This window comes from Nocardioides szechwanensis (assembly GCF_900103935.1).
GTDB classification, from domain to species: domain Bacteria; phylum Actinomycetota; class Actinomycetes; order Propionibacteriales; family Nocardioidaceae; genus Nocardioides; species Nocardioides szechwanensis.
This window is the reverse complement of record NZ_FNIC01000002.1, coordinates 299596-323323: the sequence shown is the minus strand read 5'-3', so window position 1 is coordinate 323323 and position 23728 is coordinate 299596. Positions and strand designations below refer to the sequence as shown.

General features: G+C 69.3%; 21 protein-coding genes. 12 read left to right on the top strand and 9 right to left on the bottom strand.

The annotated features are described in order from the left end of the window. Positions 1–16 precede the first annotated feature (16 nt). From BLR90_RS06775 to BLR90_RS06755, 5 genes are all read left to right on the top strand, one after another. Positions 17–1747 carry a dihydroxyacetone kinase family protein gene (locus BLR90_RS06775; protein ID WP_091023827.1) on the top strand — a complete coding sequence of 577 codons (1731 nt, stop codon included), beginning with the start codon at positions 17–19 and terminating at the stop codon, positions 1745–1747. Between the two features lie 42 nt (positions 1748–1789). Next, a complete protein-coding gene (locus tag BLR90_RS06770; RefSeq protein ID WP_091023825.1) occupies positions 1790–2317 on the top strand; it encodes a ribose-5-phosphate isomerase in 528 nt (175 codons plus the stop codon). Positions 2318–2401: 84 nt separating this feature from the next. Then, positions 2402–3319: a TIGR01777 family oxidoreductase gene (locus BLR90_RS06765; RefSeq protein WP_091023799.1), complete on the top strand. Its 918-nt coding sequence runs from the start codon at positions 2402–2404 to the stop codon at positions 3317–3319. 40 nt (positions 3320–3359) lie between these two features. Then, on the top strand, positions 3360–5732 hold the full coding sequence (locus BLR90_RS06760) for an ATP-binding cassette domain-containing protein (RefSeq protein WP_091023797.1): 2373 nt from the start codon (positions 3360–3362) through the stop codon (positions 5730–5732). Continuing rightward, positions 5729–6208, top strand: coding sequence for a universal stress protein (locus BLR90_RS06755; protein ID WP_091023795.1), 480 nt, complete (start codon positions 5729–5731; stop codon positions 6206–6208). The genes BLR90_RS06760 and BLR90_RS06755 overlap by 4 nt, the downstream gene beginning before the upstream one ends. Positions 6209–6281: 73 nt before the next feature. Here the strand turns inward: BLR90_RS06755 and BLR90_RS06750 are convergent, their stop codons facing one another. The 3 genes from BLR90_RS06750 to BLR90_RS06740 all read right to left on the bottom strand — a co-directional run bounded on the left by BLR90_RS06750 (position 6282) and on the right by BLR90_RS06740 (position 9103). Continuing rightward, complete coding sequence (locus BLR90_RS06750) at positions 6282–6659, bottom strand: hypothetical protein (protein WP_143016131.1); 378 nt, start codon at positions 6657–6659, stop codon at positions 6282–6284. 282 nt (positions 6660–6941) lie between these two features. Next, positions 6942–8003: a cation diffusion facilitator family transporter gene (locus BLR90_RS06745; protein ID WP_091023790.1), complete on the bottom strand. Its 1062-nt coding sequence runs from the start codon at positions 8001–8003 to the stop codon at positions 6942–6944. Beyond that, positions 8000–9103, bottom strand: a complete 1104-nt coding sequence (locus BLR90_RS06740; RefSeq protein ID WP_091023788.1) for a HupE/UreJ family protein — start codon at positions 9101–9103, stop codon at positions 8000–8002. The genes BLR90_RS06745 and BLR90_RS06740 overlap by 4 nt, the downstream gene beginning before the upstream one ends. A gap of 125 nt (positions 9104–9228) precedes the next feature. Here BLR90_RS06740 and BLR90_RS06735 point away from each other — a divergent pair, with 125 nt between their 5' ends. Beyond that, the gene (locus BLR90_RS06735; RefSeq protein WP_245715193.1) at positions 9229–9570 is read left to right on the top strand and encodes an ArsR/SmtB family transcription factor; all 342 of its coding nucleotides are present in this window, start codon (positions 9229–9231) and stop codon (positions 9568–9570) included. Between the two features lie 257 nt (positions 9571–9827). Here BLR90_RS06735 and BLR90_RS06730 read toward each other — a convergent pair whose 3' ends face one another. From BLR90_RS06730 to BLR90_RS06720, 3 genes are all read right to left on the bottom strand, one after another. After that, positions 9828–12782 (bottom strand): vitamin B12-dependent ribonucleotide reductase, encoded by a 2955-nt coding sequence (locus BLR90_RS06730; protein WP_091023784.1) that lies wholly within the window; start codon positions 12780–12782, stop codon positions 9828–9830. 160 nt (positions 12783–12942) lie between these two features. Beyond that, positions 12943–13446 carry a transcriptional regulator NrdR gene (gene nrdR / locus BLR90_RS06725; protein WP_091023782.1) on the bottom strand — a complete coding sequence of 168 codons (504 nt, stop codon included), beginning with the start codon at positions 13444–13446 and terminating at the stop codon, positions 12943–12945. A gap of 295 nt (positions 13447–13741) precedes the next feature. Continuing rightward, complete coding sequence (locus BLR90_RS06720) at positions 13742–14251, bottom strand: mismatch-specific DNA-glycosylase (protein ID WP_170254279.1); 510 nt, start codon at positions 14249–14251, stop codon at positions 13742–13744. Positions 14252–14300: 49 nt separating this feature from the next. On the opposite strand from BLR90_RS06720, the gene BLR90_RS06715 reads away from it, so the two are divergent. Continuing rightward, positions 14301–14657, top strand: a complete 357-nt coding sequence (locus BLR90_RS06715; protein WP_091023777.1) for a hypothetical protein — start codon at positions 14301–14303, stop codon at positions 14655–14657. Between the two features lie 93 nt (positions 14658–14750). On the opposite strand, the gene BLR90_RS06710 is transcribed toward BLR90_RS06715, so the two are convergent. Next, positions 14751–15086: a LysM peptidoglycan-binding domain-containing protein gene (locus tag BLR90_RS06710; RefSeq protein ID WP_091023775.1), complete on the bottom strand. Its 336-nt coding sequence runs from the start codon at positions 15084–15086 to the stop codon at positions 14751–14753. A 210-nt stretch (positions 15087–15296) separates the two neighbouring features. Next, the gene (locus tag BLR90_RS06705) at positions 15297–16094 is read right to left on the bottom strand and encodes an SDR family NAD(P)-dependent oxidoreductase (protein WP_170254278.1); all 798 of its coding nucleotides are present in this window, start codon (positions 16092–16094) and stop codon (positions 15297–15299) included. A gap of 81 nt (positions 16095–16175) precedes the next feature. On the opposite strand from BLR90_RS06705, the gene lexA reads away from it, so the two are divergent. The 5 genes from lexA to BLR90_RS06680 all read left to right on the top strand — a co-directional run bounded on the left by lexA (position 16176) and on the right by BLR90_RS06680 (position 23136). Further along, positions 16176–16901: a transcriptional repressor LexA gene (lexA, locus tag BLR90_RS06700; RefSeq protein ID WP_091023771.1), complete on the top strand. Its 726-nt coding sequence runs from the start codon at positions 16176–16178 to the stop codon at positions 16899–16901. Positions 16902–16965: 64 nt separating this feature from the next. Continuing rightward, positions 16966–18471, top strand: coding sequence for an MXAN_6640 family putative metalloprotease (locus tag BLR90_RS06695; RefSeq protein ID WP_091023769.1), 1506 nt, complete (start codon positions 16966–16968; stop codon positions 18469–18471). A 37-nt stretch (positions 18472–18508) separates the two neighbouring features. Then, on the top strand, positions 18509–20032 hold the full coding sequence (locus BLR90_RS06690; protein ID WP_143016130.1) for an MXAN_6640 family putative metalloprotease: 1524 nt from the start codon (positions 18509–18511) through the stop codon (positions 20030–20032). Positions 20033–20107: 75 nt separating this feature from the next. Beyond that, positions 20108–21808, top strand: a complete 1701-nt coding sequence (locus BLR90_RS06685; RefSeq protein WP_245715192.1) for an alkaline phosphatase D family protein — start codon at positions 20108–20110, stop codon at positions 21806–21808. Further along, positions 21808–23136: an alkaline phosphatase family protein gene (locus BLR90_RS06680; protein WP_170254277.1), complete on the top strand. Its 1329-nt coding sequence runs from the start codon at positions 21808–21810 to the stop codon at positions 23134–23136. The genes BLR90_RS06685 and BLR90_RS06680 overlap by 1 nt, the downstream gene beginning before the upstream one ends. Here the strand turns inward: BLR90_RS06680 and BLR90_RS06675 are convergent, their stop codons facing one another. Then, on the bottom strand, positions 23137–23724 hold the full coding sequence (locus tag BLR90_RS06675) for a hypothetical protein (RefSeq protein ID WP_143016129.1): 588 nt from the start codon (positions 23722–23724) through the stop codon (positions 23137–23139). Positions 23725–23728: the final 4 nt, after the last annotated feature.

Here is a 23728-nt window from a genome sequence, read left to right as displayed (position 1 = left end):
CACTCCTGGAGACACCATGACCCGCCTGTACGACGACCCGGCCCGCTTCACCGAGGACATGCTCAGCGGCTTCCTCGATGCCTATGCCGACTACGTGGTCGGGGTGCCGGGCGGAGTGGTCAGGGCGGCGGTGCCGCGCGCCGGCAAGGTGGGCGTCGTCGTCGGCGGCGGCTCCGGGCACTACCCCGCGTTCTGCGGAGTGGTAGGTCAGGGGTTCTCCGACGGCGCGGTGGTCGGCAACGTCTTCACCTCCCCCTCAGCGGCCGATGCGGCCTCGGTGGCACGAGCCGTCGACGCAGGAGCCGGGGTGCTGCTGACGACCGGCAACTACGCAGGCGACGTCATGAACTTCAACCTGGCCGTGGACCAGCTTCGTGCCGAAGGGATCGATGCCCGGTACTTCGCTGTGACCGATGACGTGGCCAGCGCACCCGCCGCGGAGATCACCAAGCGGCGCGGCATCGCCGGCGACTTCACCGTCTTCAAGACCGCCTCGGCGGCCGCGGAGGCGGGTTACGACCTCGACGGCGTGGAGCGGGTCGCGGGGCTCTCCAACGACCGCACTCGCACCCTCGGCGTGGCCTTCGACGGCTGCACGCTGCCAGGCGAGCACGAACCTCTCTTCACCGTGCCCGCAGGCAAGATGGGACTGGGCCTGGGGATTCACGGCGAGCCGGGTGTTTCCGAGGACGCCATGCCCACCGCCTCCGAGCTGGCTGCAACCCTCGTCGACACCCTGCTCGCCGAGATCCCGGTCGGTGCCGGGTCCCGGGTCACTGCGATCCTGAACGGGCTCGGTCGCACGAAGTACGAGGAGCTCTTCCTGCTCTGGGGTCTGGTCGCTCAGCGGCTGCGCGACGCCGGGTTGGAGATCGTCCAGCCCGAGGTGGGCGAGCTGGTGACCAGCCTCGACATGGCCGGTTGTTCACTCACCCTGATGTGGCTCGATGAGGAGCTGGAGCGGCTGTGGTCGGCACCTGCCGACACCCCGGCGTACCGCAAGGGTTCGTCGGCCACGCCCACGGCGGCGGCCCAGCCGCGCCGGGGTGAGGGCGCGACGGACACGCCGGCGCACCACAGCGCCGTCGCCACCCTCGACGCCGCGGCGCTCGCCTGCGGCGCTCGCGTCGCCGGGGCCTTGGACGCGATGGCCGCGAGGATGGCGGAGATGGAGTCCGAGCTCGGGCACCTCGACGCCATCGCCGGTGACGGCGACCACGGCCGGGGCATGGTCCGGGGCACTGCCTCGGCGCGCGAGGCAGCAATCACCGCGCGCGACGAGGGTGCCGGCCCCGGGTCCGTGCTGACGGCCGCCGGAGAGAGCTGGGCCGCCAAAGCCGGCGGCACCTCCGGCGTCCTCTGGGGAGCGGGACTGGTCGCGCTCGGCCGACGCATCGGCGACGACAGTGCTCCCGGCGCAGAGAGCGTGGTCGCCGGCCTCCGCGACGGATACCAGGCCCTGACCGAGCTCGGGAAGGCCCAGCCCGGCGACAAGACCATGCTCGACTCCCTACTGCCGTTCATCGACGCCCTGGATGTCGCGGTCAAGGAGGGCACCCACCTCTGGCAGGCGTGGGACCAGGCCGCCGACCGTGCCGACGAGGCCGCCTTGGCGACCGCCGCCCTGCGCCCCAAGGTGGGCCGCGCCCGCCCGCTTGCCGAGCGCAGTGTCGGCACCCCCGACCCGGGTGCGATCTCGATGGCGGCGTGCCTGCGCGCCGTCGGCCGGGCCTTGGACGATCGCTAGCCCGTGCCCACCCCTCGAACCCACCATCACCAGGAGCTACCCATGTCTGATCACTTGAGGATCGTCGTGGGATCCGACGACGCCGGGTTCCAGTACAAGGAGATCCTGAAAGCCGACCTCGAGGCGGACGGCCGGGTGGTCGAGGTGATCGATGTCGGCGTCCGCCAAGGAGAGCGCACGGCCTACCCGCACGTCGCCGTGACCGCCGCCAAACTCATCGCCGACGGCAAGGCCGACCGGGCCCTGCTCCTCTGTGGCACGGGGCTCGGGGTCGCCATCAGCGCGAACAAGGTGCCCGGCATCCGCGCGGTCACCGCCCACGACAGCTACTCGGTCGAGCGTGCCGTGATGAGCAACGACGCCCAGGTGCTGTGCCTGGGTCAACGCGTGGTCGGGATCGAGCTGGCCCGCCGCTTGGCCCGGGAATGGCTGGGTTACCACTTCGACCCGACCTCGAACTCCGCCCGCAAGGTAGACGCGATCCGGGGGTACGAACACGTGGTCGTCGGCGCGGACTCAGCAGCGCAGCTCCTGACCGCGGACGACATCGCGAAGACCGCCTGCGACTGAGACTCTTCGAGCACGCATCGTCCGGGTAGCTAGCCTGCCTGAGCCCCGGTCGAACCGCACGCCGTGCCCGCCTAGGCTGGCGCGATGAAGGTGACGGTGGCCGGCGGCTCGGGGGCGTTGGGACGTCGCCTGTGTCAGGACCTCGCAGCGCACGGCCACGAGGTCGTCGTACTGACGCGCCGGAAGCGTCCCGGCCCGTTCCGCCAGGTGGAGTGGGACGGCTGGTCCGTCGGGCCCTGGGCCGCCGAGCTCGAGGGCAGCGCGGTGGTCAACCTCGCCGGAGAGCTGGTCGACCGACGGCCGACGCCTGCCAACGTGGAGCTGTTGACCAGGTCCCGGGTGGAGCCCACCCGGGCTCTCGTCGAGGCGAGCGCGACTCTGTCGGCGCCCGTGCCCGTGTGGATCCAGGCGAGCACGCTGGCGATCTACGGCGACGCCGGGGAGCGCGTGCTCGACGAGTCGGCGCCGGGGGCGGACGGCCCACCCCAGATGGCGGGAGTGGCGCGCGCGTGGGAGGCGGCGGTCGAGGGAGCGCACAGCGACCGCGTCGTCGTACTCCGCACCGGCATCGTCCTGGACAACGACACCCCCGCTCTCGACCGACTGGTCGGGCTGGTGCGCTGGGGGCTGGGTGGACGGGTCGGTCCTGGCACGCAGTGGATCAGCTGGATCCACATCGACGACTGGTTGGCCATCGTTCGCCGCGCGCTCGAGCCGGGTACCTCGGAGCTGAGCGGCGTGGTCCACGCCACCGCGCCCCACCCGGTCCGCAACGCCGAGCTGATGGCGGGGCTGCGCACGCACCTGCGGCGACCACCTTCGCCACCCACGCCTGCCGCACTCGTCCGCCTCGGCGCCGTGCTGCTGCGCACCGACCCAGCGCTGGCGCTCACGGGTCGCCGGGCGGTCCCGGCGCTGCTGGAGTCGCAGGGGTTCGAGTTCAGCTATCCCCACCTCGACGACGCGCTCGCTGAGCTGTTGGGTGGCGTGAGACACGGCTGACCGCTGCGTCAGCGGACGGTCCTCCGGGTAACGGCGGGGAGTGACCTCCGACGCGCATGACCCCTACGTCCGCGTCCGCGGAGCCAGCGAGCACAACCTGCGCCACGTCGACGTCGACATCCCGCGCGACGCGATGGTGGCGTTCACCGGCGTCTCCGGGTCGGGCAAGTCGTCGCTGGCCTTCGGCACGCTGTACGCCGAGGCGCAGCGACGCTACTTCGAGTCGGTCGCGCCCTACGCCCGCCGTCTCCTCCAGCAGGTCGGCGCACCGCACGTGCAGGAGATCACCGGCCTGCCGCCCGCCGTCGCCCTCCAGCAGCGCCGAGGGGCGCCGAGCTCGCGGTCCACCGTCGGCACCATCACCACGCTGTCCAACCTGCTGCGCATCCTCTACTCGCGCGCCGGTACCTACCCGGCCGGCGCTGCCCATCTCGCGGCGGAGGCGTTCTCGCCCAACACCGTGGCCGGCGCGTGTCCGCGCTGCCACGGCCTCGGCGTCACCCACGACGTCGCCGAGGACCTGCTGGTGCCCGACACCTCGCTGAGCATCCGCGACGGCGCGATCGCGGCGTGGCCGGGCGCCTGGCAGGGCGCCAACCTGCGCAGCATCGTCACCGGTCTCGGCATCGACGTCGACACGCCGTGGCGCAAGCTGCGCAAGAAGGACCGCGACTGGCTGCTGTTCACCGAGGAGCAGCCGTCGGTCCTGATCAAGCCCGAGCGCGACCGGATCGACCACGGCTACTACGGCAAGTTCTGGAGCGCCCGCAGCCACGTCATGCACGTGCTGTCGGACTCCAAGAGCGAGCGGATGCGCGAGCGGGCGCTGCGGTTCGTCCGTGACTCCCCCTGCCCCGACTGCCACGGCAGCGGGCTGCGGCCGGAGGCGCTCGCGGTCACCTTCGCCGGGCACTCGATCGCCGAGGTCAACGCGATGGCGTTCACCGAGCTGGCCGAGCTGCTGCGGCCGGTGACCGAGCTCCCGGAGGACGAGCACGAGGTCGCGGTGCGGATCTCCACCGACCTCGTCGCACGGATCGACGTACTGCTGGACCTGGGGTTGGGCTACCTCGGTCTCGGCCGCGTCTCCACGACCCTCTCCCCCGGTGAGGCGCAGCGGCTGCGGATCGCGACCCAGCTGCGCTCCGGCCTCTTCGGCGTCGTCTACGTGCTCGACGAGCCCTCCGCCGGCCTGCACCCGGCCGACGCGGCGCCACTGCTCGACGTACTCGACCGGCTCAAGGCGTCGGGCAACTCCCTCTTCGTAGTCGAGCACGACCTCGACGTCGTACGACGCGCCGACTGGGTCGTTGACCTCGGTCCCGGCGCGGGCGAGGGCGGCGGCCGCGTCCTCTACTCAGGCCCGGTCGCGGGACTCGAGGAGGTCGCGGAGTCGGTCACCGGCAACTACCTGTTCGGCCGCGCAGAGCCGGTCGTGCACGAGCCGCGCGAGCCGCAGGGCTGGCTCCAGCTGCGCGACGTCACGCGGCACAACCTCGACGACGTCTCCGTCGACTTCCCGCTGTGCGTGATGACCGCGGTCACCGGGGTGTCCGGCTCGGGCAAGTCGACGCTGCTGACGCTCCTGTCCGAGCAGGAGGCCTCCGACACCGCGTTCGACCGGCTGGTCCTGGTCGACCAGCGGCCCATCGGGCGAACGCCGCGATCCAACCTGGCGACGTACACCGGGCTCTTCGACGCCGTGCGCAAGCTCTACGCGGAGACGGACGAGGCGAGGAGGCGCGGGTACGGCGCCGGCCGGTTCTCCTTCAACGTCGCGGAAGGGCGATGCGAGACCTGCCAAGGCGAGGGGTTCGTGTCCGTCGAGCTGCTGTTCCTGCCCGGCACCTACGCGCCGTGCCCGACGTGTCACGGGGCGCGCTACAACGCGGAGACGCTGGAGGTCGCCTACCGCGGCAAGAACGTCGCCGAGGTGTTGGGGCTCTCGGTCGATGACGCCGCTGAGTTCCTGGCCGACGTCCCCGCCGCCTCGCGCAGCCTGGAGACCCTGCGCGACGTCGGCCTCGGCTACCTGCGCCTCGGCCAGCCCGCCACCGAGCTCAGCGGCGGTGAGGCCCAGCGGATCAAGCTCGCCACCGAGCTCCAGCGCGCCCGCCGCGGCCACGCGCTCTACCTCCTCGACGAGCCCACCTCCGGCCTCCACCCGGCCGACACTGCCCTCCTGCTGCGCCAGCTCCACCGCCTCGTCGACGCCGGCAACACCGTCGTACTCGTCGAGCACGACCTCGACTCCATCGCCACCGCCGACTGGGTCATCGACCTCGGCCCCGGTGGCGGCGGCTCCGGCGGCCAGGTGGTCGCCACCGGTACGCCGGCGGAGGTCTCCCGGCACCCTGACAGCGCCACCGCGCCGTACCTGGCCGCCCGCCTCGGTGCCAAGATGGCCACATGACCAGTGAGAAGCCCCTGATCGTTGTCGGCAACGACGGCTCGGACGCGTCCGAGCCCGCCCTGCGCTGGGCGTTGGACCAAGCCCGCGCCGTGGGTGGCCGCGTCCTGCTGGTCCGGGGCTGGTCCATGACCAGCGCCCCCAAGCCCGAGTCCATGACCTTCGGCCACATCCCACCGATCGAGGACTTCGAGGCCGCCGTCCTCAAGGACCTCCAGGCCGACGTCGCCCCGATCCTCGCGGACTACGCCGACGTCGAGGTCGAGTACGACACCAACCACTGCCCGCCCGCCAACGCCCTCCTCGAGGCAGCCGAGAACGCCGACCTCGTAGTCGTCGGCGCCCGCGGCCGCGGCGGCTTCCGCGGCCTCGCCCTCGGCTCCGTCAGCGACCAGGTCTCCCGCCACTCCCCCGTCCCCGTCGTCATCGTGCGCAACGGCAAGTCGGCTGACACGGAGCGCTCCGCCGAGAAGAAGTGACGGCCCAGGACGTCAAACGTTCCGAGCAGGAGACTGCTCGGACGTATGACGTCTCGTGCAGCCACGCCGGGAGCTAGTACCCGAAGATGTGCACCTCTCGGACGTTCGTGTGGTTCCCCTCGACGAAAAACGTCTCGATCCGCTTCACAACTGCGTTGTACTCCTTCTTGGGCGTCATGGCGTCGTTGTGCTTGAGCGCCTGGGGAACCATGAGGAAGAGGTAGTCCGCCGAGCGACACAGGTGGCACTTCCAGAAGTCCAACAGGTCCATGTTGTTCGTGGTGGTCTTCCCTCGCTCGACTTCGAGCAGGATGCCGCTACTTCCGATGGGGCGGTAGTAGTCGGGCCCCAGGTTGTTCTTGTACTCCAGAAAGAGCCCCTTGGCCTCACTCCTGAAACCGAGGCCCTCTGCATAGGGGAGGAACGATGCCTGCACCTCAGAACTGGACATGCCCGGGAGATTCGCGAGCCGCATCAGTTCCCGAGCTGGCGCTGTATTGAGGTGCTCATACAGTTTTTCGCTGATCTCGCGGACGGCTCGACTCTCGGCGGTGGGACTGCCTCGTCGAGAACGACCAACGCTGCTTCGTTCCCTCCCCCGAGGTGATGCAGAGCCTGGCCCCCGCCGCCGCCACGTAGGAGCGCCAAAGCACCAGACAGTGCATAACACCATGCGACTGGCGCACCCGAACCCCGCCGCTACGCCTACACCGCGTCAAGGTGCCGACAGGGACTAGTGGAGGGTGTTGTGGTGTCCGATGCTGTGATGAGGGTCGAGGTCCAGACCGGCTTGGGGACTGACGTGGATGGTCGCGGCGGTCAGCCGGGGAACCTCGTGCAGCAGCCGGTGCTGGGCGTCGTGGGCGATGTCGTGGGCGGCACGGAGGTCAAGGTCAGCAGCGACGATGACCCCGGCTTCGGCGCTGATGCGGTGACCAATCCAGCGCAGCCGCAGGTACTCCACGTCGAGAACCCCATCGGTGTCGCGGACGGTGGTGGTGGCTTGTTCGGTGAGGGCTGGGTCGACGGCGTCCATGAGGCGGCGGTAAATGTCGCGGGCTGCGCCTCGCAGGACGAACAGGATGGCGACGGTGATGAGAAGTCCGACGATGGGGTCTGCGAGGGGGAACCCGAGCATGACGCCGATAGCGCCGAACACGACGGCGAGTGAGGTGAACCCGTCGGTGCGGGCGTGGAGGCCGTCAGCGACGAGTGCGGCTGACCCGATGCGGCGTCCAATGCGGATGCGGTAGGCGGCGACGAGTTCGTTGCCTGCGAATCCGATGAGTCCGGCGGCGATGACGACCCACGGGTAGGTGAGGGTGCTGGGGTCGATGAGTCGTCGGATGGACTCGTATCCGGCGAGGACCGCTGAGGCGGCAATCATGAAGACGATGAAGATTCCGGCGAGGTCCTCGGCGCGTCCGTAACCGTAGGTGTAGGTGGTGGTGGGGCGGCGGCGACCGAGCACGAACGCAATCCACAACGGCACGGCGGTGAGGGCGTCGGAGAAGTTGTGGATGGTGTCAGCCAAGAGGGCAACAGACCCGGTGACGACGACGACGACTGCCTGGGCGAGTGCGGTGACGAGGAGGGCGACGAGGCTGATTTTCACGGCCCGGATTCCGTCGGCGCTCGCTTCGAGGGCAGAGTCGATCGAGTCGGCGGCGTCATGGCTGTGCGGGCGAAACAGGTCGGTCAGGACACCTCGCAGACCGGTGGAATGTTCATGGTCGTGCCCGTGGTCGTCCTCGTGCTTGTGGTCGTCGCCGTGATCGTGTGTGGGGTCGCTCATAGGTCTGCTCCTAGGCTGTTGAACCACTCACGGCTGAATTGACGCAGTGCCCCGACGTGGACGTTCTCGCATGACATTTGCTGCTCCAGCGTGACGGCAACGAGTTGACCGTCGGGTACGTCGCCGTTCGCCACGAGCACCTGCGCCGGGTCCTTGGCGTCAACAAAGTCGCGAAGTGCGGTGAGGTCTGCGTCGGGTAGTTCGTTGCCGTACAGGACGACGACGTAGCCGTCACCGAGAGAGTGTCCAAAGTCCGCGAGCGGTGCTTCCTCATCCGGTTCGTAGAAAGCCTTCTGGGCGTGACCACCACCGCCAGGCAGCACCTTGGCGCGTTCACCGACGGCGCACGGCGCGTCGTCAGGGAGCGCCACCGTAGCGGCATCGTTCTCGGCGGACCGAAACTCCGCCAACCCCACGAACGGTGCAGCCATCGCACCCACCGCGAACAGAGCAACGAAGGCGACCTTGGTCAGGGCTGGCTCGTGGTCCCTCTTGAACATCAACGAGATGGCGGCGGCGAGGCCGAGCATGCCCATGATGGCGGTCAGTTGACCGATTTCGATGCCGATGTTGAAGGCAATGAGTCGCGACACCATGCCTTCATCTGCAACACCCAATGATTGGAACCGGGTGGAGAGCCCAAACCCGTGGATGAGTCCGAACCCGAACACGATGGCAGTGAAGATGTCCCAGCGTTGCGGTCGCCCGAACATGCCGTAGAAGCCGACGAACGCCACCGACAACACGATTACGACATCGACCACGGCAGGGTTGACCTGCCACCCCGCCAACGTCGCCGTGATGAGGGTCAGGCTGTGCCCGGCAACGAACGCGCTGATCACTTTTGCGGCACGTCGCACGTTGCCCGCGAGTAGGACAATCCCGGCTACGAACAGCAGGTGGTCCCAACCCAGCAGCATGTGCTTGATGCCGATGCCGACGAACCCGTAGACGCTGGCGGTGGCAGCGTCTCCACCGATGCCATGGGCTGCCGCCGGACCGGCTGACAGCACGTTGAAGACCAGCGCGAGCGCTACCAGCGTTCCCAGTCGCGTCAGGAGGGAGCGAGACAAGAGGAACTGGGTTAGGTGGGGCTGCACTGGGTTGTCCTTAGCGGGCGTCGTTGTAGGTAAAGGGTCCTATCGGCAGTGTAGGACACATGACAGAATTGTCATATTATTGGGGTAGGCTGACAGATGTGGGACACCAACCAAACGGTCATCAGTTGCCGTCGAGCCTCGACGCCGAAACCGCTAAGTCCGTCGCCGCGACACTCCGAGCACTCGCGAACCCCAACCGGCTGCGCATTCTGGCGACCCTGCAAGCCGGACCTATCACCGTCGGCGACCTGACCGTCGCGCTCAACATCGAACAGTCGGCGGTCTCCCACCAACTCAGACTCCTTCGTGACCAAGGGTTCGTTTCAGCCGAACGCCACGGACGCCACATCGAATACCGGCTCTACGACAACCACGTCGGCGAACTCATCGAACAAGCCCTCTCCCACGCCGACCACGTACGTCTCGACATCGCCGACCGCAAACCCTTGAGCGCGCACGCCACGTAACCCGTGCCCCAAGCAAACGACGAAGCCCCCGAGGATTCCTCAGGGGCTTCGTCGTCGTGAACTCTCAGTCAGTCGCTACCGATTCAGCACTTGTCGCAGCGCATGTCGCAGCACTTGTCGTTAGCTCAGCATCAAACTGTCGTCCGACACAGTCAGTGTGACTCTGCTCCGCACTTGTCGTCGCTCTTGTCGCCGCACTTGTCGTCCGGTCACTCAGAAGAGTGTCGTCCGACATCAGCGCCGAGACGGCTGGTCGATCAGCTGCAGCCGCTGGTGCTGCCGCAGCCTTCGCAGACGTAGCAGGAGCCGGCGGGGCGCATCTTGGTGCCGCAGGTCATGCAGAGCGGGGAGTCGACGGCGGTGCCGGTGAGCTTCTCCATGAGCTCGGCGGAGGTCTGGGCCTCCTGGGTGTGGATGACGGCGGGGACCTCGCGCTGCTCGCTGCCGCGGGTGTCCTTGGTCTCGACGACCTCGGCGTCCGTGATGTCGTGCACATCGGAGGTTTCGAGGCTCGTCGCTTGCGCTCCTCGCACCTCAACCACCGTGGGGTGGTCGTCGTCGATGAGCTCGGCGGCGGAGCCGGTCTCCTCGACCAGCTCGTAGGAGCCGGTCTCGAGGTGGCGCTGGCGCTCGTCGGCGGAGTAGATGCCGAGGGCGGAGCGCTCCTCGAAGGTGAGGTAGTCGAGGGCCAGGCGGCGCCAGACGTAGTCCATCAGGGACTGCGCCATGCGGACGTCGGGGTCGTCGGTGAGGCCGGCGGGCTCGAAGCGCAGGTTGGTGAACTTCGCGACGTAGGTCTCGAGCGGGACTCCGTATTGCAGACCGATGGAGACCGCGATCGAGAAGGCGTCCATGACACCGGCGAGCGTGGAGCCCTGCTTGCCGAGCTTGAGGAAGACCTCGCCGAGCTGGCCGTTGTCGTGGGCACCCGAGGTCATGTAGCCCTCGGCGCCACCGACGGTGAACGACGTGGTGCGCGAGGCGCGCGACTTGGGCAGGCGCTTGCGGACCGGGGCGTAGACGATCTTCTCGACCGTCTTGGTCTCGACCTCGGCAGCAGTGGTGGGGGCGTTGGAGTCCTTGCCCTTGTTGTCGCCCTTGCCGTCGGAGAGCGGCTGACCGACCTTGCAGTTGTCGCGGTAGACGGCCGTGGCCTTGAGGCCGAGCTTCCAGGACTGGAGGTAGATGTCCTCGATCTCCTCGACCGTGGCGGTCTCGGGGAGGTTGACGGTCTTGGAGATGGCGCCGGAGAGGAAGGGCTGGCAGGCCGCCATCATCCGCACGTGGCCCATCGGCTTGAGCGAGCGGGCACCCATCGCGGTGTCGAAGACGTCGTAGTGCTCCAGCTTGAGGCCGGGGGCGTCGATGACGTGGCCGTGCTCGCCGATGTAGGCGACGATCGCCTCGACCTGCTCGGGCTGGTAGCCCATCTTGCGCAGCGCGCGCGGGATGGTCTGGTTGACGATCTGCATGGATCCGCCGCCGACGAGCTTCTTGAACTTCACCAGGGAGAAGTCGGGCTCGATGCCGGTGGTGTCGCAGTCCATCATGAAGCCGATGGTGCCGGTGGGCGCGAGGACCGAGGCCTGCGCGTTGCGGAAGCCGTTGGCGGCGCCGACCTCCTGCACGTCGGACCACACCTGGGTGGCCAGCTTGTGCACCTGGTTGTCGGCGATGCCGAAGGTGCGCACGGTGTCGTTGGCGGCCTGGTGCTTGCGCATGACCCGCTTGTGGGCCTCGGCGTTGCGGGCGTAGCCGGCGTAGGGGCCGACGATCGCGGCGAGCTCGGCCGAGCGCTTGTAGGACTGGCCGGTCATCAGCGAGGTGATGGTCGCGGCCATGGCGCGGCCGCCGTCGGAGTCGTAGCCCAGGCCCATCGCCATCAGCAGGGCGCCGAGGTTGGCGTAGCCGATGCCGAGCTGGCGGTAGTCGCGGGTGGTGTCGCCGATCGCCTCGGTCGGGAAGTCGGCGAAGCAGATGGAGATGTCCATCGCGGTGATGATGAACTCGACGGCCTTGGCGAACAGCGGGGCGTCGAAGGTGTCGTCGTCCTTGAGGAACTTCAGCAGGTTGAGCGACGCCAGGTTGCACGAGGAGTTGTCGAGCGACATGTATTCGGAGCAGGGGTTGGACGCGGTGATCCGGCCCGTCTCAGGGTTGGTGTGCCAGTCGTTGATCGTGTCGTCGTACTGGAGGCCCGGGTCGGCGCAGGCCCAGGCGGCCTCGCTGATCTTGCGGAACAGGTCGCGGGCGTCGACGCGCTCGATGACCTCGCCGTTCTTGCGGCCGCGCAGCGCGAAGTCGGTGCCGTCCTCGACGGCGCGCATGAACTCGTCGCTGACGCGGACCGAGTTGTTGGCGTTCTGGTATTGCACGGACGTGATGTCGGCGCCACCGAGGTCCATGTCGAACCCGGCGTCACGGAGGGCGCGGATCTTGTCCTCCTCCTTGGCCTTGGTCATCACGAACTCTTCGATGTCGGGGTGGTCGACGTCGAGGACGACCATCTTGGCCGCGCGGCGCGTGGCGCCACCGGACTTGATGGTGCCCGCGGAGGCGTCGGCGCCACGCATGAAGGAGACCGGGCCGGAGGCGGTGCCGCCGGAGGAGAGGAGCTCCTTGGAGGAGCGGATGCGCGAGAGGTTGAGGCCGGCGCCGGAGCCGCCCTTGAAGATGAAGCCCTCCTCCTTGTACCAGTTGAGGATGGAGTCCATCGAGTCGTCGACCGAGAGGATGAAGCAGGCCGAGACCTGCTGGGGCGACGGGGTGCCGACGTTGAACCAGACCGGCGAGTTGAAGGAGAAGTACTGGTTGACGAGCAGCCAGGTCAGCTCGTGCTCGAAGATCTCGGCGTCACCGGGGGTGGCGAAGTAGCCGTGGTCGAGGCCGGCCTTGGTGTAGGTCTTCACGATCCGGTCGATGAGCTGCTTGAGGCTCCACTCGCGTACGTCGGAGCCGACGGCGCCGCGGAAGTACTTCGTCGTCACGATCGTGGAGGCGTTGACCGACCAGGAGTCGGGGTATTCGACACCGCGCTGCTCGAAGACGGTGGCGCCGGTCTTCCAGTTGGTCTGGACGACGTCGCGACGCTCCCAGGTCAGCTGGTCGTAGGGGTGCACGCCAGCGGTGCTGAAGACGCGCTCGAGGGTCAGACCCTGGCCGGCCCCCTTGTCGACCTTCGTGCTGGGGGTGCCGCTCACCGTCTCGGTCATGGTGCTCCTCGTGCTTCCTGGGTTGGATCCCTGGGGGGTGGTGTCAATGAAAGCTGTTGGCACCGACGGTCCTGATCGACCGGGATGCCCGAAGTTGTCGGGGGAAAGAGTTGGTACGCCCGGCAGGCCGCTTCCCCACGACCTGCCGGGCGGTTCTTGGTCAGCCGCTGGGGGCTGAGGTGAGCTCGGCCGGCGAGTCAGGGACCTGACGCTCGGCGCGAAGGATCGCGATCTCGTCCTCGAAGTCGTCAGCCGACTCGAAGGCGCGGTAGACGCTGGCGAAGCGGAGGTAGGCGACCTCGTCGAGCTCGCGCAGCGGCCCGAGGATGGCCAGGCCGACCTCGTTGGCGGGGATCTCGGCGGCGCCGGACAGACGCAGCGCGTCCTCGACGTCCTGCCCGAGGTGGGCCAGCTGGTCTTCGGTGACCGGGCGGCCCTTGCAGGCCTTCCGGACGCCCGAGATCGCCTTGTCGCGGGCGAACGGCTCGGTGGCGCCGGAGCGCTTGAGGACGGTCAGCTGCATCTGCTCCACCGTGGTGAAGCGCTTGCCGCAGCCACCGGTGTCGGCCGGGCAGGTGCGCCGGCGGCGGATCGAGCCGCCGTCGTCGGCCACGCGGGAGTCGAGGACCCGGGTGTCGGTGTTGCGGCAGTACGGGCAGTGCACGTCGGGTCCTCCTCACGGTGGCTCGGGTGGGGCGTGGGCGCGGCTCAGTGCCCCTCGACGGGGTCGCTGAGCCTGTGGATATCTCGGGTCCTACTGTGCATAACACCTGGCAGCCTGTGGGCCATCCCCATCCGGCCTGTGCACTAGATGTGGATAACTACATCGTTGTAACTACTAGATGTTGTGGCAACCGTACGCCCCGGTCGGGGGTGGCGCAAGTGGATCGGCGAGATTCGCGCGATCTGGATCACACTTGCGACGTTTGCGCAGGTCAGAGTGGGTGAACTGGTCCGGATCACCGGTGTGTCGCGACCCCGGAGAGGGCCGCCAGGTCGCGCCACCAGGCCAGTCGGTGCGGTCGGCCGTCGTAGTCCTTGCGCTGGTTGGCGCCACTGGTGCCCGGGAGCACGAAAACCTGGCTCGGACCGACGTACCAGTCGTGCGGACCAAGCCCGGGACGGCGTCGCCCCAGCGCCCGCGCGGCCTCGTGCGCGACGGTCTTGGACGTGAACGCGAGCCACTCCGGCGCCCAGCGCTCGACCTTCGCGACGAGCTCGTCGATCTCGACCCAGCGCGGGTCCCAGTGGCCCACCAGGTCGGTGAGCCCGAGGCCCAGGTGGGCCACCTCGACGTCCTCGTCGGGCCGCAGCCGGCGCGGTGAGAAGCCGCTCTGGTGCAGCGACTCCCAGAAGCTGTTGCCCGGCGAGGCGTAGTAGTGCTCGCGGTGCTTGGTGCTCTCGGCACCCGCCAGGCCGCAGAACACGACGACCGGCTCGGGGGCGACGATGTCGGGCAGAACCTCCATGCGACCACAGTGCCCGGATCGAGGTGGCATCAGACACAATGGCCCCGATATGTCATCGGGGAAGCGGGCAGGATCGCGCAAGGGCAGCAAGCCCAAGCGCGGATTCCAGCCTGCACTGCTCCTGCTCGCGCTGGGCGTGACCGCGGCTGTCGTCGCCTGGGGCTACCTCGTGTACGCCGCCATCGACTTCGGCTCCGAGGCGCGCGGCGGGGAGCCCGACGCGTGGCTGTTCCTCGGCCTCGCCTCGGTCGGCGCGGTGGCGTGCCTGTTCCTCGGGCTGATCCTGATCGCGCGGCTGCTGCGGCGCCTGGGGATCACCCGGGCCCCGGAGCCGCGAGCAGCCACGGAGCCGGTCGAGGCCACCACTCCTCCGCCACACACCGGCGGGCACCGCGCCGCTCGCTGAGAACGCCGCAAGGGGCGAGGCCGATGGCCTCGCCCCCTGTCTTCCCCGGCTCGTCAACCGGGGTCGAGGCGGTTGACGAAGTCTGTGTGTGGCTCAGTCGGTGGGGACCACGAGCTCCTGGCCGGCGACGAGCATGCCGGACTCGAGGGCGTTGAGCCGCTCGATCTCGTCCATCATCGAGCGGACGTCGCCGTCGCCGGCGAGGTCAGCGGCGATGTCCCAGAGGGTGTCGCCGGAGCCGACCATCACCACGCGGGTGGGCTCAGGGGTGCCGGCGTCACGGGAGGCGACCGAGCCGGAGGCCAGGACGAAGCCGACCGCGAGGACCAGGCCGAGAGCGGCGAGCAGCACGACGAGCCGACCGCGGCGGGTCAGCCGGACGGCGCCATCGGTGAAGGTGGCGGTGGGGTGGATCGTCATGGTGCTCATTGGGACCTCCTGGGGAAGTGGCGGTCAGCCTGGGTCTCGCTGCTCCGTCGAACGAATGTCTAACCAGCGCCACCGACAGTGACTGTGCGGCGGCAGTGGTTCGATCAGACGTTCGATCGAACATGTGTACGAGAGTAGATCAGGTGTTCGAACGAAATCAAGGGCGACACGAACATTTGTTCGAACGATTCCCAGGCCCTTCCCGAAGGCTCAGGGCTTGCGCAGCGCCCGCTTCCCCTGGGCGGCGAAGAGCGCCATCGCGCCGGCTGCCTGGGACGGCACCAGCGCTCCGGCGCGCATGGCACCGCCACGCCAGCCGGGCAGCGTGCGGACGACGCGACGGCTGCCGAGGAGGTCGACGGCAGCCTGTGCGACCTGCTCGACGGTGAGCAGCCGCCCACCGGAATTGACCAGGCGCGCAGCCTTCCCGGACGGATCCATGTCGGCGACCATCTGCGTCGCCACGCCGTCAGGACACAGCGCGTGGATCCGGACCCGGCGCGGGGTCTCGAGGTTGACCGACGTCGCCAGCGACACGACCGCGGCCTTGGTGGCGGCGTAGACCGACAGGCCGGGCACCGGCCCGAGGCCCGACAGCGACGCGGTGATCACCACGTCTCCCCCGGCGTCGCCGAACGCGTCGACCGCCGCACGGGTGCCCCAGATCGCACCGAGCAGGTTGATCTCCACCAGGGCCCGGGACTGCTCCTCGGACAGGTCCACAAGGTCACCGTCGAAGCCGACCCCCGCGTTGTTGAAGTACGCCGTGAGGGCGCCGTGGCGCGCCGCGGCGGCCACCGCGGCGCGGTGGGACGCCGGCTCGCGCACGTCCTGGGCGAGACCCTCGGCGGCCCCGATCTCGGCGGCGGTGCGGGCGGCGGCCTCGCCGTCGACGTCGGTGACCACGACCTGATGACCACGCGCGACCATCAGCTCCGCGATCCCGCGCCCGATCCCGCGGGCACCTCCGGTGACGACACAGCTGGTGCTCTTGCTCGTGGAGTTCATGCCGCACATCCTGGCAGCACCCCGACACGCCCGTTCGAACAGGTGTTTGAAAACCCGGGCGGATGGTGGGACCCTCACGTCATGGCCAAGAAGACTGCCGGCAAGACTGTCACCGAGCTCCCCGACGGACCCCCCGACGCCACCGGGCTCACCCCCCGTCAGCTGCGCGTCCTGGCGACCATCAAGGACAGCATCGAGATGCGCGGCTACCCGCCCAGCATGCGCGAGATCGGCGAGGCGGTCGGCCTGACCAGCTCGTCCAGCGTCGCCCACCAGCTCAAGACGCTCGAGGAGAAGGGCTTCCTCAAGCGCGACCCCAACCGGCCCCGGGCGCTGGAGGTCTTCCTGCCCGAGGTGATGGCGGCGCGCCGCTCGATGAGCAGCGCCGACGAGACGTCGTACGACGAGACCGGCTCCGGCGACGCGATGCCCGCGGCCACCTACGTGCCCGTCGTGGGCCGGATCGCCGCCGGTGGTCCGATCCTCGCCGAGGAGCGGGTCACCGACGTGTTCCCGCTGCCCAAGCAGCTCGTGGGCGACGGCCAGCTGTTCCTGCTCGAGGTCTCGGGCGAGTCGATGGTCGACGCGGCGATCTGCCACGGCGACTACGTCGTGATCCGTCAGCAGCCCACCGCCAACAACGGCGAGATCGTGGCCGCGATGATCGACGGCGAGGCCACGGTCAAGACCTTCCAGAAGAAGGACGGCCAGGTCTGGCTGCTGCCGCACAACGACCTGTTCGAGCCGATCGACGGCACCCACGCGACCATCCTCGGCAAGGTCACCGCGGTCCTGCGCCGGATGTGAGCCACCGCTAGACCAGTCGCTGAGCGAGTGGCGAGCAGGCAAGCGGCGCCAATAGCGTCACCAGATGCTGGCTCGCCTCCTCACCGTCCTGCTCTCCCTTGCCGTACTGGCGCCGACCTCAGCCCAGGCGCGACCGGCCGAGCCCGACAAGGCCCGGGCCGCCTCGTCCCCGCAGGCCCGCGCCGCCCTCGACCGGGCACAGGGCGTCCTCGCCGGGCGACTGCGCGGCGACGCCACGATGGCGCTGCGCGACCTGGCGATGAGCAAGTCGAGCCTGTCCGGCGCCGACCGGGCCGCGGCCGACCTGATCCTCGGGCGTCCCAGCGACCCGGGCGACGAGGACTCCTACGGCGGCAACGCGGTCACCACGACCTGCTCCGCGACCGTGTGCGTCCACTACACGACCACCGGCGCCGAGGCGAGCACCCCGCAGGTCGCGGCCGCGGCCCTGGCGGAGGCCTCCTCGGTCAACGACATCTATGTCGCGGCCGGCTACCGGGCGCCGAAGCCCGACGGGACCGACGGCGGCAACGCACTGCCGGACGTCTACCTCGCCCAGATCGGCGACAAGAGCCTCTACGGCTACTGCACCAGCGAGGACGACGTCCCCGACGGCGGCCCCTACGACGTCACTGCCTACTGCGTGGTCGACAACGACTACGCCCCCGAGGAGTTCGGGGTGCGCAACACGCCGCTGGAGAACCTCCAGGTGACGGTCGCGCACGAGTACTTCCACGCCGTCCAGTTCGCCTACGACTTCTACGAGGACCGCTGGCTCTACGAGGCGACCGCCGCGTGGGTCGAGGACATCCTGTACGACGACGTCGACGACAACCTCGGCTACCTCACCTACAGCCCGCTGACCATCCCGCGCGCCTCGATGGACCAGACCAACGGGGCCACGGGCTTCCACTACGGGATCTGGACGTTCTTCCGCTTCCTCAGCGAGCGCTACCCCACGACCCAGGCGGGGATGCCCACCATCGTGCGCGACATCATCCGCAGCCTCGACGGTGCTGCCGGGGGGCGCGACGACTACTCCTGGCAGGCCGTCGACCGGGTGCTCCGGGCGCGCGGCAGCAGCGGCGCCGCGGCCTTCGCGCTCTTCGCCGACGGCAACCGCCGACCGGCCAAGACCTACTCCGAGGGTGCCGCCAACGCCTACCCGCAGGCCCCCCTCGGCACCTTCAAGTTCAAGTCCGGCTGGAACGTCACGACGATCGACCACCTCGCGTCCGCGACCGCGCGCTTCGTCCCCCGTGCCAGCGGCACGAAGCTGAGGATCGCGGTCGACCTCGCGGACAAGGTGACGTCCCCGGCGGCCATCGTGTCGGTCTACCTGAAGTCGGGCGCGGTCAGTACGTCGGCGATCTCGCTCAACGGCGCCGGAAACGGTGCCAGGACGTTCCCCTTCGCGCGCACCAAGGTGAAGGCCGTCGAGGTCACCCTGGTCAACGGCAGCGGGCGGTTCCGCAACTGCTTCTCGTTCCAGACGCCGTTCTCCTGCGGAGGAGCTGTCCCGGTGGACGACAACCGCGTGGCCAAGGTATCCGCGGGGATCGTGGGCTGACACCGGATGGTCACCCGGCGGCTGTACTGTCGCTGGCGTGTCAGCCTCCCCCTCTCGCCGTACTCCCCTTCTCGTCGTCGTCATGGCGGTGCTGACCGCTCTGCTCGCGGCCCCGGCAGCCCAGGGCGACGTGTCGCCCCCACCGGTCGCCGGCTCCGACCGGGCCGGTGCCGACAAGGTGGCGGCGGGCTCGAGCGCCCGGGCCTCACACGCCCTGGCGCGGGTGCGCGACGTCTTCAAGGGCGGCCGCGGTGACCTGACGATGGCCCTGCGCGACCTGGCGATGCTCAAGTCCGAACTGACCGGAGCCGAGCGCGCCGCCGCCGAGCGCCGGCTCGGCCGCCCGGGCGGCAAGGACCAGCAGCTCTGCTCCGCGGTGGTCTGCGTCCACTACGCCACGCCCGAGAGCACGCCGGCCTACGCCCAGACCGTCCTCGACACCGTCAGCGCGGTGCACCAGTTCTACGTCGGCGCGGGCTACCGCGCCCCGAAGCCCGACGGCAACAAGGGTGGCAGCGCCCTCACCGACATCTACCTCTCCGACATCGGCAGCGACGGCCTCTACGGCTACTGCAGCACCGACGAGGACGTCCCCTTCGAGGCACCGTGGGACCGCTGGGCCTTCTGCGTGCTGGACAACGACTACTCCTCCAGCGAGTTCCCGACCAACACGCCGATCGAGAACCTCCAGGTGACCGCCGCCCACGAGTACTTCCACGCGGTCCAGTTCAGCTACGACTTCGCCGAGGACGGCTGGCTGCTGGAGGGCACCGCGGCCTGGGTCGAGGACGAGGTCTTCGACGACGTCAACGACAACGTGCAATACCTCAAGGCCGAGAGCCCCCTGAAGCAGTCGCGCATCTCCATGGACAAGTTCGGCGGGCTGCGCCACTACGGTGCGTGGGTGTTCTTCCGCTATCTCACCGAGCGGTTCCCCGCCCAGGACGGCGGGATGCCCACGCTGGTGCGCGACATCGTCCGCAAGACCTCAGGAGTCGCGGGCGCCCCCGACTTCTACTCCTGGCAGGCGATCAGCAAGGTGCTGAAGGGTCGCGGCACCACCGCGAGCCAGGCGTTCGCCGCGTTCGCGGCGGCCAACCGCCGCCCGGGCCAGACCTACGACGAGGGCACCTCCCAGCGCTACCCCGTCCCGCCCGTGATCGACGACATGACCGTCGCGCGGCCGGTCCAGGCCGCGATCAAGCTCGACCACCTCGCGTCCGCGACCTACCGTTTCGTGCCCGCCAAGGCGCTGGCCTCGAAGGCGTGGAAGCTGCGCCTCAACGTCGACATGCAGGCCACGTCCCGCGGCTCCGCCGCACTGGTGACGTCGTACCTCACCTCGGGCAAGGTCACGGTGCAGTGGGTCAGGCTCAACAAGCGGGGCAACGGCACCCGGGCCGTGCCCTTCTCGGTGCGGGGCGTCAAGCAGGTCGAGATCACCCTGGTCAACGCCAGCGGCCGCTTCGACTGCTGGAAGGGCACGCCGTTCTCCTGCAGCGGCAAGCCCAAGGACAACAACCTGAACCAGATGGTCTCGGTGCGGCCCTTCCGCGGGTGACCTGGGGGATGACCTGCGGGTGAACGATCGGTGCTGTTGCCGCGCGAACCATGACTTCGGGGCCATGATTCCGTTGTGCCTGACGTGACCCGACTCGACAAGTCCGTACGCCGTCGTACCGTCCTCGCCACCGGCGCCGCTGGCGCCGGCGTGGCGACTGTCGCGGCCGGAGTCTCGGCGCCGGCCGAAGCGGCCGGGCGCCGACACTTCCAGCACGGCGTCGCCTCCGGCGACCCCACGGCGCACCGGGTGGTCATCTGGACCCGGGTGACGCCGACCGCCGCCAGCACCCCGGGCAGTGGCAAGGGCCCGCGGGTCGAGGTCGTCTGGGAGGTCGCCAAGGACCGCAAGTTCCGCAAGGTCGTCCGCCGCGGGACCTTCACCACCGGCCCTGACCGCGACCACACGGTCAAGGTCGACGTCGGCAAGCTCGCGCCGGCCACGTGGTACTTCTACCGCTTCCGCTACCGCGGCACCGTCAGCAGGGTCGGGCGGATGCGGACCGCGCCGGGCATGCTGTCGCTGCCGGGCCACCTGCGCTTCGGCGTCGTCTCGTGCGCCAACCTGCAGGCGGGCTGGTTCACCGCCTACCGCGCGCTGGCCAAGCGCAACGACCTCCACGCCGTGCTCCACCTCGGCGACTACCTCTACGAGTACGGCCCCGGCCAGTACGGCTACGGCTTCGACGACGTCGACATCCGCAAGCACCAGCCTGCACACGAGATGGTGTCGCTGGCCGACTACCGGCAGCGCCACGCGCAGTACAAGCGCGACGCCGACCTCCAGGACCTGCACGCGAAGTACCCCTTCATCGTCACCTGGGACGACCACGAGGTCACCAACGACCAGTGGCGCGCGGGCGCGGAGAACCACAACGATGACGAAGGCAACTACAAGCGGCGTCGCGCTCGCGCGCACCGGGCGTACGACGAGTGGATGCCGGCGCGCATGGACGGCACCGCCGCGCTGGGTGACGGCGACCGGCTCTACCGGCGGCTGCGCTTCGGTCGGCTCGCGGAGATCAGCATGCTCGACCTGCGCAGCTACCGCGACCAGCAGGTCGAGACCGCGGCTCCCACGCCCGTGCCGGCCGCCGAGGCCGAGGTCAGTGACCCCGACCGCACGCTGGTGGGGCGCCAGCAGATGCTCTGGCTCAAGCGCTCGCTGAGCCGCAAGCGGGTGCAGTGGAAGATCATCGGCAACCCCGTGATGATCGCGCCGGTGACGTTCGCCCAGGTGCCGCAGGAGATCGTCGGCCCGATCAACGACGTGACCGGGCTGATCCCGATGGACGGTCTGCCCTACAACGTCGACCAGTGGGACGGCTACACCGACGACCGGCGCGAAGTGCTGTCCTACATCCGCAACCACCAGATCAAGGACGCGCTGTTCGTCACCGGCGACATCCACTCCGGCTGGGCCTGCGAGCTGCCCTACGACCCGGCGACCTACCCGGCGCAGGGCGACTCGGCGGGAGTGGAGTTCGTCTGCAGCTCGGTGACGTCCAACAACCTCAAGGACATCACCAACACTCCCCCGCGCACGACCAGCCGGGCGGTCGAGCAGGTCATCATGGAGAACAACCGGCACATCAAGTACCTCAACTTCGACGACCACGGCTTCTCGGTGCTCGACATCACCGCCAAGCGGGCCCAGATGGACTGGTTCATCATCGGAGACCGCGCCGACAAGACGACGACGGTGAACCACACCGCGTCGTGGCGCACGCTGTCCGGCTCCGGCAAGGTCCAGGCCGTCGATCGGCCGGTCGGCTGATGTGCGGGTCGCTGCCGTGCTCCCCCTCCGGCTCCGGGCACGGTGAGTCCCCCTTCGCCGCCGGGCTGGCCGAGATCCGCGCGGGCCGCCGCACGCTGCTGAAGGTCGGTGGCGCCGGGCTGGCGTTCTCCACCGCGGTGGGCGGCGCTGCCGAAGCATCGGCGGCGGTGCCTGCGGGCAACCGCAAGCGGGCCTACGTGCTGGTCGTCGACGGGTGCTCGCCGGGCGAGATCGACGGCGGTCAGACACCCAACCTGAAGGCCCTGCGCGACGGCGGCTTCCACTTCCCGCGGGCCTCCTCGATGCCGGTCATGGAGACGATCCCCAACCACGTGATGATGATGACCGGGATGCGCCCCGACCGGACCGGCGTACCGTCCAACTCGATCTACGACCGCGGCCTCGGCGAGGTCCGCACCATGGACCGCGCGCGCGACATCAAGGTCGACACGGTGATCCAGCGGCTCAACCGCAACGGCTACAAGACCGGGACGGTGCTCAGCAAGGAGTACCTCTACGGCGTCTTCGGTGCCCGCGCGACCCACCGCTGGGAGCCGGCGCCGATCGTCCCGATCTCGGGGCACGCGCCCGACGAGTTCACGATGCAGGCCGCCACGTCGATGCTCCAGGAGTTCGACCCGCACCTGATGTTCGTCAACCTCGGCGACATCGACCGCTATGGGCACACCGACTTCACCGGGTCGTCGGTGCAGTTCTCACGGCGGGCCGCGCTGCAGAAGACCGACGGGCTCGTGGGTGACTTCATCGAGCTGCTGAAGTCGACCGGCCGCTGGCGGCACTCGATCGTGATCGTGCTCGCCGACCACTCGATGGACTGGTCGCGCTCCGACCGCGTCATCTCGCTCCAGTCCTCGATGGACGCCGACCCCTTGCTGGCCGGCAAGGTGCAGATCGCGGCCAACGGCGGTGCCGACCTCCTCTACTGGACCGGCTCCGCGGGCACCAAGGAGCGCGCCATCAAGCGGATGCGCTCGATCGCGCTCGCCACCCCGGGCGTGCTGTCCGCGCCACGGCGTACCGACGACTGGCTGCGGCTCGGCCCCAACGCCGGCGACGTCGTGGTGTTCTGCCAGGCCGGCTGGCGCTTCAGCGACCCCGACCCGGTCGCCGACAACCCGATCCCGGGCAACCACGGCCACCCCGCCACCCGCCCGATCCCGTTCTTCATCAGCGGCGGCCACCCCCGCGTCCCCCGCCGCAAGGCCTCCTCCGCGCACGCCCGCACCGTCGACGTCGCCCCGACCCTGGCGTCGTTCTTCGGCGTCGGCAAGCCCAAGAAGGGTTGGGACGGGTTCGCTCGGCTGTAGCTAGGCCGCCGCCGCAGGATCCAGGAAGTCCCAGGCGAAGACGCGCCACTCACCCTTGAACACACCGAGCACGAGGACGGTCTCGCGCTGCTGGTACGGCGTGGTCTCGACGACCCGGCCCAAGGCGTCGAGGGTGCGGATCTCGGGCTGCCACAGCATCATCCGTAGCTGCCAGTAGGCGGCGGGATCCTGAGGGACCTCAAGCTCTCGGGCGAGCAGGAGATAGCCGCTCCAGTCGTCGAACTCGTAGAGCTGCCGCTCGGCCCGAGCCTCCTGCGCAAGCTCGACGACCTCGTCGCACACCTCGCAGCGTTGGCCCCAGCGATCGGTCCCACGCTCGAGCACGGCGGCAGGGAACGTCGTACGGAGGGCGTAGTCGATCTGGTCGATCAGGTAGCTGGCGTACTTCACGGCCGCGGCCTTGGTCGGCGGGGCGTCGAGGGACAGAGGGGTGGGCTCCTCGATCGCCAGGGCAGACGATGGGGGCCAGGTCGCGTCGAGGGCGGCCGTCCGGGACGAGGCGCCGCTGCTGCCCGAGCATGCGGAGGCCATCAGAGCGACCACGACCAACCATCCGAGACGACGCACGCGA